Source organism: Runella limosa DSM 17973 (assembly GCF_000482465.1).
In the GTDB taxonomy this organism is placed as follows: domain Bacteria; phylum Bacteroidota; class Bacteroidia; order Cytophagales; family Spirosomataceae; genus Runella; species Runella limosa.
On sequence record NZ_KI519428.1, the window covers coordinates 216,724 to 233,767 of the forward strand.

Annotated in this window: 14 protein-coding genes; 11 read left to right on the forward strand and 3 right to left on the reverse strand. The window is 44.4% G+C overall.

Features of this window, described 5'->3' with window-relative positions; genetic code table 11:
- Nucleotides 1-888: a helix-turn-helix domain-containing protein gene (locus tag K339_RS0128380; RefSeq protein ID WP_028526628.1), complete on the reverse strand. Its 888-nt coding sequence runs from the start codon at nucleotides 886-888 to the stop codon at nucleotides 1-3.
- 153 nt (nucleotides 889-1,041) lie between these two features.
- On the opposite strand from K339_RS0128380, the gene K339_RS0128385 reads away from it, so the two are divergent.
- From K339_RS0128385 to K339_RS0128395, 3 genes are all read left to right on the forward strand, one after another.
- Nucleotides 1,042-1,806, forward strand: coding sequence for a hypothetical protein (locus K339_RS0128385; RefSeq protein WP_028526629.1), 765 nt, complete (start codon nucleotides 1,042-1,044; stop codon nucleotides 1,804-1,806).
- Nucleotides 1,807-1,862: 56 nt separating this feature from the next.
- Nucleotides 1,863-2,729 carry an aldo/keto reductase gene (locus K339_RS0128390; RefSeq protein WP_028526630.1) on the forward strand — a complete coding sequence of 289 codons (867 nt, stop codon included), beginning with the start codon at nucleotides 1,863-1,865 and terminating at the stop codon, nucleotides 2,727-2,729.
- A 386-nt stretch (nucleotides 2,730-3,115) separates the two neighbouring features.
- Entirely contained in the window at nucleotides 3,116-4,363 is a 1,248-nt protein-coding gene (locus K339_RS0128395; protein WP_028526631.1) for a PQQ-dependent sugar dehydrogenase, read from the forward strand.
- A 48-nt stretch (nucleotides 4,364-4,411) separates the two neighbouring features.
- On the opposite strand, the gene K339_RS0128400 is transcribed toward K339_RS0128395, so the two are convergent.
- Nucleotides 4,412-5,170: a DeoR/GlpR family DNA-binding transcription regulator gene (locus K339_RS0128400; protein WP_028526632.1), complete on the reverse strand. Its 759-nt coding sequence runs from the start codon at nucleotides 5,168-5,170 to the stop codon at nucleotides 4,412-4,414.
- Between the two features lie 257 nt (nucleotides 5,171-5,427).
- On the opposite strand from K339_RS0128400, the gene K339_RS35125 reads away from it, so the two are divergent.
- From K339_RS35125 to K339_RS0128425, 5 genes are all read left to right on the forward strand, one after another.
- Nucleotides 5,428-8,628 carry a SusC/RagA family TonB-linked outer membrane protein gene (locus K339_RS35125; protein ID WP_051398311.1) on the forward strand — a complete coding sequence of 1,067 codons (3,201 nt, stop codon included), beginning with the start codon at nucleotides 5,428-5,430 and terminating at the stop codon, nucleotides 8,626-8,628.
- 15 nt (nucleotides 8,629-8,643) lie between these two features.
- Entirely contained in the window at nucleotides 8,644-10,191 is a 1,548-nt protein-coding gene (locus tag K339_RS0128410; protein WP_028526633.1) for a SusD/RagB family nutrient-binding outer membrane lipoprotein, read from the forward strand.
- 21 nt (nucleotides 10,192-10,212) lie between these two features.
- Nucleotides 10,213-10,695: a RidA family protein gene (locus tag K339_RS0128415; protein ID WP_037302101.1), complete on the forward strand. Its 483-nt coding sequence runs from the start codon at nucleotides 10,213-10,215 to the stop codon at nucleotides 10,693-10,695.
- A 151-nt stretch (nucleotides 10,696-10,846) separates the two neighbouring features.
- Nucleotides 10,847-12,169 (forward strand): DUF418 domain-containing protein, encoded by a 1,323-nt coding sequence (locus K339_RS0128420; protein WP_051398312.1) that lies wholly within the window; start codon nucleotides 10,847-10,849, stop codon nucleotides 12,167-12,169.
- A gap of 83 nt (nucleotides 12,170-12,252) precedes the next feature.
- Nucleotides 12,253-12,768 carry a nuclear transport factor 2 family protein gene (locus K339_RS0128425; RefSeq protein ID WP_028526636.1) on the forward strand — a complete coding sequence of 172 codons (516 nt, stop codon included), beginning with the start codon at nucleotides 12,253-12,255 and terminating at the stop codon, nucleotides 12,766-12,768.
- 68 nt (nucleotides 12,769-12,836) lie between these two features.
- Here K339_RS0128425 and K339_RS0128430 read toward each other — a convergent pair whose 3' ends face one another.
- On the reverse strand, nucleotides 12,837-13,490 hold the full coding sequence (locus K339_RS0128430; protein WP_229598838.1) for a Crp/Fnr family transcriptional regulator: 654 nt from the start codon (nucleotides 13,488-13,490) through the stop codon (nucleotides 12,837-12,839).
- A 187-nt stretch (nucleotides 13,491-13,677) separates the two neighbouring features.
- Here K339_RS0128430 and mgrA point away from each other — a divergent pair, with 187 nt between their 5' ends.
- The 3 genes from mgrA to K339_RS0128445 all read left to right on the forward strand — a co-directional run bounded on the left by mgrA (nucleotide 13,678) and on the right by K339_RS0128445 (nucleotide 16,775).
- A complete protein-coding gene (gene mgrA / locus K339_RS0128435; RefSeq protein WP_028526638.1) occupies nucleotides 13,678-14,673 on the forward strand; it encodes an L-glyceraldehyde 3-phosphate reductase in 996 nt (331 codons plus the stop codon).
- 119 nt (nucleotides 14,674-14,792) lie between these two features.
- A complete protein-coding gene (locus K339_RS0128440) occupies nucleotides 14,793-15,983 on the forward strand; it encodes a PQQ-dependent sugar dehydrogenase (protein ID WP_028526639.1) in 1,191 nt (396 codons plus the stop codon).
- Nucleotides 15,984-16,028: 45 nt separating this feature from the next.
- A complete protein-coding gene (locus tag K339_RS0128445) occupies nucleotides 16,029-16,775 on the forward strand; it encodes an SGNH/GDSL hydrolase family protein (protein ID WP_084332343.1) in 747 nt (248 codons plus the stop codon).
- Nucleotides 16,776-17,044 lie beyond the last annotated feature (269 nt).

Genomic DNA, 17,044 nt, shown 5'->3' on the forward strand with positions numbered 1-17,044 from the left:
TCAATTCACTCCCCGATATTCCAACGGACTTACCCCCACTTTTTGCTTGAAAAATCGAGTGAAATGCTGGGGGTATTTGAAACCAAGTTCGTACGATACCTCGCTGATTGATTTGGTCGAATCAAGCACTCGCTCTTTGGCTACTTCGAGGAGTTTCAAATGAATAAATTCTAAGGCGGATTTTCCCGTTTCTTTTTTGACCAAATCGCCAAAATAATTGGCTGAGAGGTGGAGTTCTTGGGCGAAGTATGCCACGTTAGGCAGACCATTCAATGTTAGGTGCTCACTCCACAAGTAGTCGTTAATCTTCTGTTCAAACTGTTCGATTAAGCCATAATTGACGTGTTCGCGCGTGATAAACTGGCGATCGTAAAAACGAGAACAGTATTTCAGTAATAACTCTAAATTGGCTACAATCAGCTTTTTACTGTGTTTATCAATATTCTGGCTAATTTCTGAGATGATATTTGTGTAGCAGTGATCCACAATTTCTCTTTCTCTGTCCGATAGATGTAACGATTCATGTAACTCATAACTGAAAAAAGTGTATTCATGAATTAGCTTCCCCAAATTCGTACCCTTAATGAGGTCAGGATGAAATACCAACGCCTTGCCGTAGGGTTGATGTATTTCTCCTTCGGGTTCGCTGCCTACAATCTGATTAGGCCCGATAAAAATCATTGAACCGTCGGAATAATCATACGATTTATTGCCATACCTGAACTCACCGCAAAGCGTTTCTTTGGTGATGATGGCATAAAAATCAATACGAGCTTTGTGCCTCGGAATCACGTCCGATTTATTCAAATCAACATAGTTGATCAGCGGATGCAGCGTTTTATTTTTAAAAAATTCGCTGTAGGTTTTGATAGTATCGAAGATTATCATGGGCTTTTTTTTCAAAACTACCACCTTCAAACACAAATTGAAATAACATCAGTGAAAATGGTAGGTAAAACCGTAAAATGTATAAAAGGAGTAGGTAGGGGCTGAAGTAATTTTGCAAAAGAATTACTCAGTATCTATTTTAACAACCTATCAATGAAGCTTTTAAACTTCCTCGTTCTTTCCATTCTTTTTGCTTTTTTTACTCTAATTGCCTTGGCTCAAACGACAGATAGCACCCAAAATGTGACCAATTTTTCAGGCTCCGTAGGCATTACCAACAATGGCTTTTCTATTATTCCTTCGTTTTCGCTCAATAGCCCCGCCTTCATCTCAAACTTAGCTTGGCGTAAAAAAAGATTGAGTTTCGAGCCAGATATTCGCCTCGTACCAAATGCCAGCAAAGGTGGTGTTCTTCTTTGGCTTCGCTACAAGTTGGTAGATGCTAAAAAGTTTGGTTTAAGGGTGGGCGTACACCCTGCTTTCAATTTAATTCGCCGAGAAGATACCGAACTAGGAGTTACCAAAGAAATTACCGAGATGCTCAGATTCGGGGCGTTTGAAATTGTACCAAGTTATCAAATCAGCAAAAAATTTGGTGTGAGTGCCATGTATTTACAAGGCCATGCCTTTCAAAAATGGGGCCCACAGTTTACCAACGTCTTGTTTTTGAATACTGCTTTTGCCGATTTGGGTTTGTCCAAAAACGTTCGACTCAGCCTTTTTCCGTCGGTATTTTTCTTACACACGGATGGCTTTAGAGGTGACTATTTTACGCTAACCACAGTTCTAGCTCACAAGAGACTTCCATTTAGCCTCAGTTCTACCATCAACCAAACAATGAAAGCTGATTTGCCTGGAAACAAGGCGTTTATGTGGAATATTGGTGTGAGTTACAATTTTAGCAAAAACCTGAAATAACAGGCCAACGGCCTTTATAAACAGTCATTGATTATTCACCTTAAACACATCAAATCATGATTTTAAACGAAAAATTTATCCTCTCAAACGGAGTCGAAATACCGAAGCTAGGGCTTGGTACTTGGGAAATTAGCAACGAAAAAGCCGCTCAGGCGGTCATTGACGCGGTTAATTTAGGGTACAGACATATTGATTCAGCACAGGCGTATTCTAATGAAAACGGAGTTGGGGATGGCGTTCGAGCCTGTCAAGTTCAGCGAGAAGAATTATTCATTACGTCAAAGTTGGATGCGGCCATTAAGTCATATCAAGGTGCTATTTCTTCCATTGACGCCTCATTACAACGTTTTGGTTTAGATTACCTTGACTTGATGCTGATTCACAGCCCAAAACCGTGGATGGAGTTTCATCAAGACGAACGTTATTTTGAGGGCAACCGAGAAGTGTGGCGAGCCTTTGAAGAGGCGTATCGTGCTGGAAAATTACGAGCAATTGGAGTCTCAAATTTCCAAAAAGAGGACATAGAAAATATCCTCGATGCTTGTACCGTAAAACCCATGGTTAACCAAATTTTGGCCCATATAAGTAATACGCCTTTGGAATTGATTCAGTACTCGCGGGCACAAGGTATGTTGGTGGAAGCCTATTCGCCAATGGCACATGGTGAATTGATGAAAAATCAGTCAGTCGTGAAAATGGCAGAAAAATACGGGGTTTCGGTGCCACAATTATCCATTCGCTATTGTCTTCAACTTGGTTTGTTGCCTTTGCCAAAAACGGCTAATCCACTACACATGAAAAATAATGCAGAAGTGGAATTTGAAATCGCTACTGAAGACATGCAAATTCTACAAACGATTGAACAAATTAAAGACTACGGAGAATTTAGCAAGTTTCCAGTTTTTGGTAGAAAATTGAAGTAACCCCAAAGCGAAGCTTTACAGAGATGAAAAAATACAACCTAAATATCAATAGCAAAAAGATGCCAGTAGAGGCGGATGCCGATACCCTGGGCTGCCACCTGTAGCGCCAGCGTTGGCCAATGCTATTTTTGCCGCTACAGGTACCCGAGTACGAAAAATGCCCTTCGATATGGATAACTTATTGTAGAACCTTGGGAACGCAGATGACGCGGATAAATAAATTTATCGCAGATTTTTACTAATCAATCTGCGATAATCTGCGTTACAAAGCATTAGCGTCATCTGCGTCCCAATGGCGCGCGATATACCGAGGTGAAAATGGGTTAAATCAATACTAAATAGATTGCTGAGGCGTTGGAAATAGGAATCTGCAAATTTGTAACAGTATGAAATACACCATTCAATTAACCGTGATTACTGGATTGATGCTCAGTATAATAGCTTGCTCAGAGGCAGATAGTACGTCTGATACAACGCAAAATCCTACTCCGAGTAATCCAACGACAAGCAACCCCGTTGAAACCAATCCCGCCAATACAAGCTATAAACCAACTTTTTCGGGACAAACTCGGGTTGGAGGAGTGAAAACCACTACGCCATATAAAGTTACCCTTCTTACGTCTTCGCTTAGTGCTCCGTGGGGCATCACTTCGCTACCAGACGGACGATTGTTGGTCACCGAAAAGTCGGGAAGAATGCGAATCGTTACGGCTGGGGGAACGGTGAGCGTGCCTATCACGGGTATCCCAACCGTTAACGCAGGCGGGCAGGGGGGCTTGCTTGGCGTATGCGTTTCGCCATCGTTTGCAACCGACCGAATGGTCTATTGGGTATTCTCGGAAAATGTAACGGGGGGAACAGTCACCGCAGTAGCCAAAGGAAAATTGGCGATGGGCGAGACGGCCATTGAAAATGCAACCGTCATTTACCGAGCGAATCCTGCGGCCAACAGCACCTTGCATTATGGCGGGCGTATTTTGTTTGATAAAACGGGACATTTACTCGTCAGTACGGGCGAACGCTCCAACTTAGCTACTCGTCCGCTGTCACAATCGGTTTCGGGGGCGTTGGGGAAAATCGTTCGCATCACGACCGATGGTGGCCCTGCCTCTGGCAATCCAACATTTAATGGAACAGGGGCTTTACCTGAGTTGTTTAGCATCGGACACCGAAATCCGCAAGGCATTGCACTGCATCCAACTACGGGAGAGTTGTGGCAAAGCGAACACGGCCCTCGTGGCGGGGATGAAATCAATCGGGTGCTGCCAGGAGCAAATCACGGTTGGCCTACCATTACGTACGGTATTGAATACGGTGGACAAACCATTGGTTCGGGCATTCAACAACAAAATGGAATGGAACAGCCCGTTTATTATTGGGATCCTGTCATATCTCCTAGCGGGATGACTTTCTACAAGGGAAACCGCATTCCCGAATGGCAAAACAACCTTTTTGTAGGTGCGTTGAGTGGCCAACACATTGCAAGACTGGTCATTACCAACAATAAAGTCACGGGAGAAGAGCGCCTTCTTACTTCTGAAGGACAGCGGTTTCGGGACCTTACCCAAGGAACGGATGGTGCGCTTTATGCGATTACCGACGGGGGAAGAATGTATAAAATTGACAAAGAATGATGGAATACCATCTTTGTTTACCTAAAATATGGTCTAAAACTCCCCCTTCTACAACACCTTCAATTTGCTATTTTGGTACGCCGCCATCATAGCCGCATCGGCGGGAAGTTCGGTAATGAGGTAATCAATTTCGTCCAAATCGGCGATTTTCATCTTCATTACCGAATTTAATTTCTCCGAAATCGCCAAAATCGCCACCTTGTCAGAGGCTTTCATCATGGCTTTTTTCACTTGCACGGTCTCCCAGTCAGAGTCAGTTAAGCCCGTTTGTACATCAATGGCGTTGGTACCAATAATACAAAGGTCGGCTTTCATTTCTGATAGTCGATGGTGTACTTCACCACCAACCGACATCTGGCTGTAGCGCGACAATTGACCCCCAATCAGGATAATTTCAAGGTTAGGTTTGTCCAGCAACTCCACGGCAGTCAGGGGGTTAACCGTCATAAACGTTGCCGAAAAATCATCGGGGATGAGCTTGACAAATTCGCGGATGGTGGTTCCGCCGCCGATGATGACCAGCATTCCTTCCTTCAGTAAATGGAGCGTTTTGCGGCCAATAATCTCCTTCTGAGAATGTGCGTAGGTTTCTTTGAGATTGGAGGTATGGTGGTATGCCTTTGACATGGCGCCTCCCCGAATCTTAATAATTTCTCCCTCTTCCGAAAGTTCATTGATGTCTCTTCTAACAGTATCCTCCGAGACATTGAGTTTATCCACTAACTCATTTAACGAAATACGCGTATGGACGTTGATTTCTTTCAAAATCAGGTCCTTCCGCTCTTTTTTAAGCAGATTGACAGACATTTTATTGCAAAAAATTAACAAACGATTGTACGATACAAAGATAAGTAAAATTCTAAATGGCTACTAAAGCTATAACTAGAATATTGCAAAAACAGCAAAACTATTAAGTAAAAATACGCGCTATGCGGGGTTTAGTAAAATTTAATTGCAAATTTTGCGGTAAATAGATAATAATCTTTTAACATTGTGCAAATATTGCAAAGATTTAACACTATTACTACCAACACCTTGTTCTTATCAAACTGTTTTAACTCTATATGAAAAAAAATCGACTTATTAAGCAAAATCAACGCTATCTGTGGCTTTCGCTGGCAGGGTGCTTGACTTTTAGCCCTTTTATCCCTTCTGATGCACATGGGACTGGGAGGGCGAATTTGCAAAATGCTGCAAAATTTGCGGCTATTGGCGAGCTAAAGGGGACTGTAGTGTCCGCAAAAGACGCAATGCCTGTGGTGGGTGCTTCGGTAATTGTGAAAGGAAATCAGCGAATTGGGACAAGTACGGATGCAGAGGGTAACTTTAAATTGGCGCTTCCCGAAGCACTAAGTACCACAAACGTAACAATTGTGGTGAGTTTTATTGGGTATGAACCCTATGAACTGACCCTTAGTCCTTCGCAAACGTCCGTTACGGTGCAACTGAAAGAAAGTGCGCAAGAACTTGCCGAAGTAGTCGTCACTGCCCTCGGGATTAAAAAGGACAAAAAAGCGGTGTCGTACTCGGTTACTGAAATTGCAGGAACGGGTTTTACGCAAGCGCGGGAAAACAACGTAGCAAACGCCCTGACGGGTAAAATTGCGGGGGTAAATGCGACGGGACTATCGACGGGGCCAGGTGGGTCTAGTCGCGTGGTGATTCGTGGAAATGGCTCATTGACAGGCAATAGCCAGCCTTTGTACGTTATCAACGGGATGCCGATTGACAACAGCGTACCAGGTGGAAGCTCGCTGGTCAATGGATTAGGAACAAAAGCAGGTACCGACCGTGGGGATGGGATTGCGGCCATCAACCCCGACGATATTGAATCGATGACGGTGCTCAAGGGCGGTGCTGCGGCGGCGCTTTACGGTTCTCGTGGTGCCAATGGGGTTATTTTGATTACCACTAAAAAAGGGAAATCTCAAAAAGGAGTAGGGGTAGAGTATAACGGAACCTTTACGATGGAAAATGTGTCGGTATTTCCTGATTTTCAGTACGAATACGGCCAAGGCGACGGTGGCGTAAAACCTACAACACTCGCTCAGGCGCAAGCCACAGGTCGCCGTTCGTTTGGCTCAAAAATTGACGGTTCCACGGATTATGTAGCTGCCGACGGAAAAACGCACCCTTATGTTGCCCAAAAAAATAATTTAAAAAATTTCTACCAAACGGGCATTAACCTCACGAACTCAATTGCGCTCTCTGGCGGAAACGATGCCGTTGTGTATCGTTTATCAGTGTCTGATTTGGATGCTAAAAGCGTTTTGCCATCCAATACGTATAACCGTAAATCGGCCAACTTGAGCGTCTCTGCCAATTTGAGTAGCCGACTTCGTGCAGAGGCCGTGATGCAGTATAATCGTGAACAGGGTCATAACCGCCCGATTGCGGGGGATGCCCTCGGAAACCCCAACTGGATGGCTTATGAAGTGGCCAATACGGTGGATGTTCGCTGGTTAGATCCAGGCCATGATGCCAACGGAAACGAAATTTTCTGGAACGACGCAGGGATTGTGACCAACGGGTATTTCTTTATCAATAAGTTCAAACAAACCGATACCAAAGACCGCTTTATTGGTCAAGCGTCTGTGTCGTACGACATCTTGAAAAATCTCACGCTAAAGGCAACGACTACGCGCGATTTTTACAATTATAATTTTACGAGTATCATGCCAACGGGCGGACAGTATATTCCGCAAGGGCAGTACGATGGTATCAAGTCGGATGTATCAGAAACCAATAGCATGGTTACGGCATCGTACAATACTCGTTTTGGAGAGTCGATTGGCTTGTCGGCGTTGGCGGGAGCCAATACGCGTCAATTTGAAAACAACCAGTTTGATTTCTTTGGCCAAGGTTATACGATTCCGTATTTCTACAGTTATTCAAACCTAGCAACGTCCATTGCCACGCCTGTTGCTAGTAAAATAAAGACCAATTCGGTGTTTGGGTCGGTGGATTTGGATTTGAAAAATAGCTGGTTTGTGACTTTGTCGGGGCGCCAAGACTGGTTTTCGACCTTGAGTCCTAAAAACAACCGTATTTTTTACCCAAGCGTTGGGACAAGTTTGATGCTTTCGGATATTGTTAAAATGCCCGATGCAGTTGATTTCTTAAAATTGCGGGCTTCGTGGGCGCAAGTAGGCGGTGGTGGTCCTGATCCTTACGCTATCAACCTTGCCTATAGTAGCGTGCCAAGTGCTAGTTCGGTGCCGTTGCAAAACGTAAGCTCAAATTCCATCACCAATGCCGAGCTTAAACCGTTTACTTCTACCACGACTGAGTTTGGTTTTACCACGCGTTTGTTTGGCGGACGAATCAACATTGACGCGGCTGTTTACAACAAAAAATCAACCAACGACATCGTAAGTGTACCTATTTCGGGGGCTTCGGGTTATACGAGTGCCATTTTGAACTCGGGGGAGTTGAGCAACAAAGGGATTGAGTTATTGATTGAAGGAACTCCTATCAAAGCAACCGACTTTTCGTGGAATACAAGTTTCAATTTTGCGTATAACAAAAGTGAAGTCCTAAAATTGGCCGACGGAATTTCGACTTTCTCGATTGGTAGCTCTGCCAACGGAAATGCGTTTATCAACAACCAAGTAGGAATGCCTTTCGGGGGTATTTATGGTTACCGCATGAAGAAAGATGCAGCGGGCAATATCATTTATGATACCAACTCAAACCTTCCGTTGCAAACCGACAACAACCAGTACTTAGGAAATGGCGTACATCCTTATACGATGGGATTAAATAACACTTTTAAGTACAAAAACTTCACGTTCGATGCCTTGGTGGACGGCAAGTTTGGCGGGAGTATTTTTTCCGTAATGGAAGTGTATGCTACGCGTTTGGGTTTGATGAAATCTACCTTGCCAGGACGAGAAAATGGATTGGCTTTGAAAGGAGTAACGGCTAAAGGAGATGCTTATGCCTACACGGTTCCCGTGGCCAACTTACGCAGTGCTTACTACAACAACTTGAACCGCTACACCGAGCTGTTTGTGCATGATGCAAGCTTTGTGAAGCTACGTCAAATCATCGTATCGTACAACTTGCCTGCGGGGCTGCTGAAAGCAGTAGGCGTAAAATCGGTAAGTGTGTCGTTGGTGGGGCGTAACTTGTTGATTCTCTTCAAAAAGACCGACAATTTTGATCCCGAACAAGGGTTGACCAACGGTTCAGCCCAAGGAATTGAGTCGATTGGTTTGCCACGTACACGCTCGTACGGGATTAATTTGAACCTGAAATTTTAACCCAAGCACAAGAAAATGAAACAGTTATTGTCAAGATATAAACTCCCGATTTTCGCATTGAGTAGCATGGCTATCCTTGCCTCGTGCGATAAAGATTTTGTCGAAATCAATACCAACCCTAATGCGGTTTCGGTACCGACAACCCCTTACATTTTTAGCAAGGCCATCTACGACGGAGCTGCCAACAGCGGAAACAAAGGCAGTCTTTTGTTTGGACTTATGCAATATACCACGAGCTACAACGACGTGGAAGGCTTCGGCTCAAAATATACTGCGTCGCAAGTAAACGCCACGGGTGGTGTTTTTTCCAATTCTTACCCTACTCAAATCAACCAAATTGGAGAGGTCATCAAAACAGTGAAAGATGACCCCTCCAAAGTAAACCTCTACGCCGCAGCGCGTATTTGGCGCGTATTTTGTTACAGTCGCCTGACGGATTTGTACGGTGATATTCCGTACTCAGAAGCAGCACAGGGATACAATCTTTCGATATTCCAGCCCAAATACGACGCTCAAAGTGCGATTTATGCCGATATGTTGAAGGAGTTGGAAACGGCGGCGAATGCGTTTGATGCCTCAAACACCACGACCTTCGGTAATTCAGATTTGATTTATCAGGGCAATAGTACGAAATGGAAAAAGTTTGCCTACTCACTCATGCTTCGTTTGGGAATGCGTTTGTCGAAAGTGGACGCAGCTGCGTCGCAAAGCTGGGTGACAAAGGCCATCGCGGGTGGAGTGATTCGTGACTATGCCGACATTGCCAAAGTGAGTTACTTGGCTTCGGGCCAAAACATCAACAAAAACCCAATCGCGTGGCAATTGTTGAACGACAACTACCTCCGTGCCGATGGAACAAACAACACCGAAGGTGGAAAATACCAAGATGTGTTTATTAATTCATTGAAAACCAATAAAGACCCGCGTTTAGGGGTGTTGTCGGTGGTATATGTCAATGGAGCGGCAAGTTCGGATGAGAGCATTCAGAAAGGACTACCTGCGACCATCAACGGGACCAAGCCTTCTGATTTTATAACGTATTCTGAACCGAAGCAAACGACGGTGTTGAAAGTAGATGCGCCATTGTTGTTGTTTACCGCAGCAGAGTCTAACTTCTTGTTGGCAGAAGCTGCGCTAAAAGGTTGGTATAAAACCGAAACGGCTTCAGCTTTGTACGAAACAGGTATTCGTGCTGCCATGCAGCAGTGGGATTTAATCAGTGGCGTCACCAACGTCATCGACAAAGCCCGCATTGATAGCTATATCACGGCCCATGCGTTGAAAACATCGGGAACGGTAGCCGAACAAACCGAACAAATTTATTACCAATTCTGGGCGGGGATTTTCCCTGATGCTCAGGAGGTTTACAACAATTACCGTCGTACGGGCTACCCTGCGTTGGTGCCAAACGTATATCCTGGAAACGCCACGGGTGGTAAGATTTTCCGTCGTTTCTTGTACCCAGTTTTGGAACAAACCCTCAACCGAGCTTCGTACAATGAAGCCGTTCAACGCCAAGGAGCGGACGATTTATTGACGCGCGTTTGGTGGGATAAGCAATAATTCACAAAAGTAATCAACAACATGACAGTGATTGAAACATTGAGCCCCGAAGAGGCGTTTGCAGCCCTCGAATTATCGTTACCTCCTGCACCCGCACCGCTTGGGGTCTATAAGCCTTATTTGATTGATGGAAAGTACTTGTTTCTCTCGGGTCACGGGCCAGTACAGGATGATAAAAGCTTGATAATCGGGCGAGTAGGCGAGGAGTTAGACATAGAGCAAGCCAAGTTAGCCGCCCGTCAAGTGGGGCTCACGATGCTTTCAACTATCAAAACCCACGTAGGTTCGTTGGACCGAGTAAAGCGGGTAATGAAAGTATTGGGAATGGTGAACTGTACGTCCGATTTTTTGCGTCATCCGTACGTCATCAATGGATGCAGTGAGTTATTTGCCCAAGTGTGGGGCACTGAAAATGGCATTGGCGTAAGGAGTGCGGTTGGAATGGGCACGTTACCCGACAACATTCCTGTAGAAATTGAAGCAATGTTTGAATTATACGAATAACCGACAAGCAAAACGCCTTCACGTAACCCCGATTTATTTCCCTTGTAGGAGCCTGACTCTTGCAAGGGATTTTTTTTTAATTTTTTGATAATCAAAAAATTACGTACTTTTTCAAACCTAAACTCTATTTCTCGCTAAACGTTCATAACCCATGGAAAAACTCACGTCTTCCAGCGTTGCTGCACCTGTGTCAGAAAACAGCCGCATTTCCCTCATTGATATGTTACGAGGCTTCGCGCTGTTGGGTATTTTAATGATGAATATTCCAGGTTTTTCGATGGCCGATTATTCGTTTGAGGCATTCAAAAATGACCCTGATAGTTTCAATTTTTGGCTTTATCAATTCATTGGAGTGTTCTTTGAAGGCAAGATGCGGGCCATGTTTGGGATGGTTTTTGGAGCGGGGGTCTTGCTTTTTATTGCTAACAAAAGCGCCAAAGGAACGTCAGTGCATTGGCTGTATTACCGCCGCATGTTTTGGTTGTTGATTTTTGGTCTGATTCACGCGCACCTCATATTGTGGATTGGCGAGATTCTCTACCTCTACGCCGTTTGTGGAATGATTTTGTATTTGTTTCGCAACGTGCCACCTCGATATTTGGTGTGGGCGGTGCCCATTGTAGCGGTGGTTAGTTTTGTGGCGGGCGCCATTCAGTACCAAGACATTCGTGAAAAACGCATTGCCTACTCTCAAGCTACCAAAGCCAAAAGTGAGAACAAAACCCTGACAGCGACCCAAACAAAAGCGCTGACCGAATGGCGTGAGATTGAGAAAACAATGATTCCTAATCGCGAAGATGCGAAAACGAACACCAAAAAGATGAAGTCAGATTACAGTACCGTTGCGGGTTATTTGCGGCCGATTGCGTTGGATATACAGACCAAGTATTTGCCTTTTGAAATTTGGGATTCGCTGGCCTTGATGCTGTTGGGTTTAGCACTTTTCAAATGGGGTTTTCTGACGGGAGCGTGGTCAAACAAAGAATATTGGAGAGTCGTTAAAATTGGCTACGGGCTTGGTTTACCCTTGGTGATTTATGCCAATTATTATGCTTTTCATCATTTCTCAACGCTTGAAGCAAATCTTGCTCGTATGGAACAAGTACCCATCAACTGGGTTAATTTGATATACCCTTTTCAGCGGATTTTACTGGTGATGGCTCATGCCGCAGCGCTAATTTTGCTCTACAAATCGGGTGTGGTACAGGGCTTGATGAACCGTTTGGTGGCGGTAGGGCGAATGGCATTTACCAATTACATTTCGCATTCGCTGATTTGTACACTTTTCTTTTTTGGATATGGCCTGAATTACTACGCAGAGTTGGCGTTTTATCAAATTTATGTTGTGGTGCTTGCTATTTGGGCTTTTCAGTTGATTATCAGTCCAATTTGGCTAAAATACTTTCTTTTTGGCCCACTCGAATGGCTGTGGAGGAGCCTGACGTATTGGAAGGGGCAGCCGATGAAGCGGTGAGTATCAAAAGTCTTAAAAACCTCAAATAGTGAAAAGCTCTCACGGTATTTTCGCTATCTTTAACCCAAAAACCAATCCTAACAATGAACAAAAACATCCTTTTTCTGACAACCCTGCTTTTAACTTTCCTGACAGTCACCAAAACGATAGCACAATCGGCAGCAGACCAGCTTCGCAAATCCGAAATAGACAAGAGTTATTGGGCGGAAATATCTCGAACGGTCAAAGAAGGTGATTTTGAAGGTTACAAAGCCACTTGTCACGAAAATGCGGTCTTGGTGACTACCTCGGGAAAAAATAAGCAATCCTATCCGATGACGAAGGCATTGGCTGGCTGGAAACAGGGTTTTCTCAATACCAAACAAGGAAAGCAGATGGACAACGTGCAGTTTCGCTTTTCTCAACGAATAGGTGATGAAACCACCGCACACGAAACGGGCATTTTCTATTTCACTTCCCATGATGGCACGGGTAAGCTCATTTCGGAGGGTTATACGCATTTGGAAGCCTTACTGGTGAAGCGTGACGGCAAGTGGCTTTGTTTGATGGAGTACCAAAAAGCCAAGGCTTCTAAGGAAGACTGGGAGGCGTTGAAGTGATTACGCTTTTAACAAAACTCAAGAAGCAGTTTTGACTATTTGTGTTGCTGGGGCGGGACGCCAGTTATTCAGTTTTTACCCATCATTTGCCGCTTTCTTAACTTGCTAAGAAACTCGGGCGTAATTCCCAAATACGACGCAATGTACTGCTGCGGCACGCGGTTGGGAAGGGTTGGGTAGCGTTTCAAAAATTCCTCTAATTGCTCCATGGCCGAATAAGATACCGTGCGGAGCAATCGGGTTTGAATAACGGCCAAGTGACGTTGAATCATCAGGCGAAACATACGTTCCAGTTTAGGGACGCGTCGGAGCAATTCGTCTTTAGATTCCCGAGAAAGTACCAACAATTCACAGTCTTCGAGCGTCTCAATCGTCATCCTGCTGGGAGTTTGGTGTTCAAAACTGCTAATATCGCTCACCCACCAATCCTCAACGGCAAATTCCAAGGTGAGTTCAGTGCCGTCTTTGTCAGTAAAATATTCTCGAATGCAACCTTTAATGACGTAGGCTTCAAAATGGCAAACATCGCCTGCTTGGAGCAGTACCGTTTTTTTGGGAAAAGTTTTCCATTTCAAACAGTCGGCGACCACTTGTGTTTCTTCTTCCGTAAGTTGAACAAAGCGAGAAATGTATTGATGAAGTTGTGCGTGCATAGGGTAGATTTCTGGGTCAATCTGCGGGTATTCCATCTGTGAACATCCGTGTGAAAAAAATCGTCTCACAGATGTTCACAGATTTAATAACACAGATAAACTCAGAAAACTCTCCATTCGGGTATTACATCTTCGAGAAAAACATTTTCACAAAGATGGGACAGAATCAAATTTCTTGTTCCAGTTCAATTTTTATTTGATTCATAACCCCGACTTTTGCGCATCGTTTTTAAAATCAATGCAAAAATAACATACTATGGCTTTTTTACCTTCTCCGCAGCGTTACGACGCCATGGAATACCGCCGATGCGGCAAAAGTGGCATTAAACTTCCTGCCCTTTCGTTGGGCTTGTGGCACAATTTTGGGGGAATTGACCAGTTCGAAAATGCTCGAAACATGATCACACTGGCGTTTGATAAAGGCATTACCCATTTTGATTTGGCCAATAATTATGGACCGCCTGCGGGATCGGCCGAGGAAACCTTTGGTCGCGTTTTGAAAAAAGACCTGCTGCCTTACCGCGACGAAATGATTGTCACCACCAAAGCAGGCTATTATATGTGGCAAGGCCCGTATGGCGAATGGGGTTCTAAAAAATACTTGGTATCGAGCCTCGACCAAAGCCTGAAGCGCATGGGCTTGGACTACGTGGATATTTTTTATCACCACCGCCCCGACCCCGAAACACCTTTGGAAGAAACCATGGCAGCTTTGGATTTGATTGTTCGCCAGGGGAAAGCGCTTTATGTGGGTATCTCAAATTACAACGCCGCCGAAACCGAAAGGGCAGTAAAGATGTTACGTGAAATGGGTACACCTTGCTTGGTGCACCAACCAAAATATTCGATGTTTGAACGCTGGGTGGAAAACGGACTCCTCGATGTGTTGGAACAAAACGGCGCGGGTTGTGTTGCGTTTTCGCCTTTGGCACAGGGGTTGTTGTCTAATAAGTACTTGAAGGGCATTCCGTCTGACTCAAGAGCGGCGTCGGGACGCGGAAATGGGGCGTTGGAAAGTGGCCGTATCACTGAAGAGAAACTTAATCAGGTGCTTCAATTGAACGAAATTGCCCAACAAAGAGGCCAAAACTTAGCCCAAATGGCGTTGGCATGGATACTGAAAGACCCGCGCATTACTTCGGTGATTTTGGGTGTTAGTAAACCAGAGCAGCTTACCGATTCGTTGAAATGCCTTGAAAATAAGGAGTTTTCGGCGGAGGAGTTGCAGAAGATTAATCAAATTTTAAGCTAATTGCTAATAGAACACCGATGGAACGGATAAAACAGATTTTGGCGGATTTTAATCGCTGATTATCAGTTCAATCAGTGTTCTAATTTTAACTTTTTAAACAAAAGACAAACGATTCTAAAATGAAAAAAACAGCACTTTTTTCGATGGTATTTGGCACATTGGCGTACGCTTCGTGGGGTCAAACTGAACCAGTTGAAACAAAAGCTCCCAATTCGACCTACAAATCGGCCTTTGCTGGACAAACCCGAATTGGCGGCGTAAAAACCCAAACTCCGTACGAATTTAAGGTTCTTTCGGAAGGCTTGACGTTTCCTTGGGGCGTAAAAAGCTTGCCAGATGGACGTTTGATTATCACCGAAAAAGCAGGGAATTTACGTATTGCCAAAGCCAACGGCGAATTGAGCAAGCCCATTACGGGACTTCCTGCCGTAAATACCAGTGGTCAGGGTGGACTTTTGGGAATTACCATCGACCCTAATTTTGACAAAAACCGAATGATATATTGGACGTTCGCCGAAAACTTTGACGGTGGAACGCTTACTTCGGTAGCGAAAGGAAAACTTTCGGCCGATGAGACAAAGATTGAAGGTGCGACGGTTATTTACCGTGCCACGCCTGCCCACAAGGGAAATCTTCACTACGGAGGTCGTATTTTGTTTGATAAAAAAGGCGATTTGTTTGTGAGTACAGGCGAGCGCTCGGACATGGTAACCCGCCCCCAAGCGCAACAATTGAACTCTAGTTTAGGAAAAATTGTCCACATCACTACCGATGGAAAACCCGTTGCCAATGGTCCATTTGCCAGCACGGCGGGAGCCAAACCAGAGTTGTATTCGTACGGACACCGCAACGTGCAAGGGCTTACATTTAACCCTGTTTCGGGCGATTTATGGTCGAATGAATTTGGCCCAAGAGGCGGCGACGAAATCAACCGCGTGCAATCGGGTAAAAACTACGGTTGGCCTGTGATTACTTACGGAATCGAATACAGTGGCAAACAGATTGGGGAAGTGATTCAGCAAAAAGAAGGTATGGAGCAACCTGTTTATTATTGGGATCCATCGGTATCGCCAAGCGGAATGACGTTTTACAGTGGAGACATGATGCCTGAGTGGAAAAACAACTTGTTTGTGGGTTGTTTGAGCGGGATGCACATTGCGCGTTTGGTGATTGAAAACAATAAAGTGGTTGGAGAGGAGCGTCTTCTTTCGCAGGAATACCAACGTTTCCGCGACGTAACACAAGGCAAAGACGGGGCTATCTACGCCGTGACGGACCAAGGGCGTTTGTACCGTATTTTTAAGAAATAATCTTTTACCACCCTAAAAGCCATATAAGAACTTAAATTTTTTTATATGGCTTTATTCATAATGAAACTCTCCCGACGAACTTTCCTGACCACAGCAGCCGTGTCGCCTTTGGTACCACGAGCACATGTTACGAATCCCAAACGTTTTGTATTTATTGGGGATTCAATTACTGATGGGAATAGAGGCCGAAATACCGACCCCAATCACATTTTGGGACATGGTTATGTTTTTAGCATAGCTACGCGTTTGGGTGCGAAATTTTCCGAAAGAGGGTTATCTTTTGTGAATCGAGGTATAAGTGGGAATACCATCAACGACCTAAAAGAACGCTGGACAACGGATGTGTATGCCCATCAACCAGAGGTTTTAACGGTGTTGGTTGGCATCAATGATTTTCATAAGTACGTCAAAACTTCTGATGATTTGCATTCTCCCGCAAATTATGAATCAACGTTTCGAACATTAATGAAAGACACAGTTACCCAGTTTCCTGATGTGACGTGTGTCGTTATGTCTCCGTTTTTGGTGCCTGTTGGTGCTACCTTTGGGGAAATGCACCGCACTCACTTGGATTTATTTAACCAATACCATGCAGCATCTAAAGCAATAGCGGTGGAGTTTGGCGCAATTTTTATTGATTTACAGGCAGTATTTGCACGTTTTTCTAATCAACCTAATTACGATTATTGGATTTGGGATGGCATACACCCGACTTATTCAGGGCATGAGCTTATTACCCAAGCGTGGTTAAAGGCTGTGAAAAGAAAAGTGAAATTTGTCGGGAAAGTGTGATGACTAATTTACTTTCACAAACTCAACCCGACGATTTTCGGCCTTTCCTTCAAAAGTTTTATTGCCGCCAATGGGTTTGGTTTCTCCGTAGCCTTTGGTTGTAAGGCGGTTACTGGTCAATTAGGGATTTTTATTTTTTACCCGCAGATGCTCGCTGAATAATACAAGCGCAAATTTTCGCTGAAAGAGGTTTTTATAGTCTTAACTATTTGCGTTTTTCTGCGGTTTTAAATCTGCGTCAATCAGCGGGTAAAATTTAAAAAATCGGT

Coding starts and splice junctions, on each gene's coding strand:
- K339_RS0128440 (WP_028526639.1), top strand. CDS start 14,793: ATGAAAAAAACAGCACTTTTTTCGATGGTATTTGGCACATTGGCGTAC.
- K339_RS0128390 (WP_028526630.1), top strand. CDS start 1,863: ATGATTTTAAACGAAAAATTTATCCTCTCAAACGGAGTCGAAATACCG.
- mgrA (WP_028526638.1), top strand. CDS start 13,678: ATGGCTTTTTTACCTTCTCCGCAGCGTTACGACGCCATGGAATACCGC.
- K339_RS0128410 (WP_028526633.1), top strand. CDS start 8,644: ATGAAACAGTTATTGTCAAGATATAAACTCCCGATTTTCGCATTGAGT.
- K339_RS35125 (WP_051398311.1), top strand. CDS start 5,428: ATGAAAAAAAATCGACTTATTAAGCAAAATCAACGCTATCTGTGGCTT.
- K339_RS0128445 (WP_084332343.1), top strand. CDS start 16,029: ATGGCTTTATTCATAATGAAACTCTCCCGACGAACTTTCCTGACCACA.
- K339_RS0128415 (WP_037302101.1), top strand. CDS start 10,213: ATGACAGTGATTGAAACATTGAGCCCCGAAGAGGCGTTTGCAGCCCTC.
- K339_RS0128400 (WP_028526632.1), bottom strand. CDS start 5,170: ATGTCTGTCAATCTGCTTAAAAAAGAGCGGAAGGACCTGATTTTGAAA.
- K339_RS0128385 (WP_028526629.1), top strand. CDS start 1,042: ATGAAGCTTTTAAACTTCCTCGTTCTTTCCATTCTTTTTGCTTTTTTT.
- K339_RS0128395 (WP_028526631.1), top strand. CDS start 3,116: ATGAAATACACCATTCAATTAACCGTGATTACTGGATTGATGCTCAGT.
- K339_RS0128380 (WP_028526628.1), bottom strand. CDS start 888: ATGATAATCTTCGATACTATCAAAACCTACAGCGAATTTTTTAAAAAT.
- K339_RS0128420 (WP_051398312.1), top strand. CDS start 10,847: ATGGAAAAACTCACGTCTTCCAGCGTTGCTGCACCTGTGTCAGAAAAC.
- K339_RS0128425 (WP_028526636.1), top strand. CDS start 12,253: ATGAACAAAAACATCCTTTTTCTGACAACCCTGCTTTTAACTTTCCTG.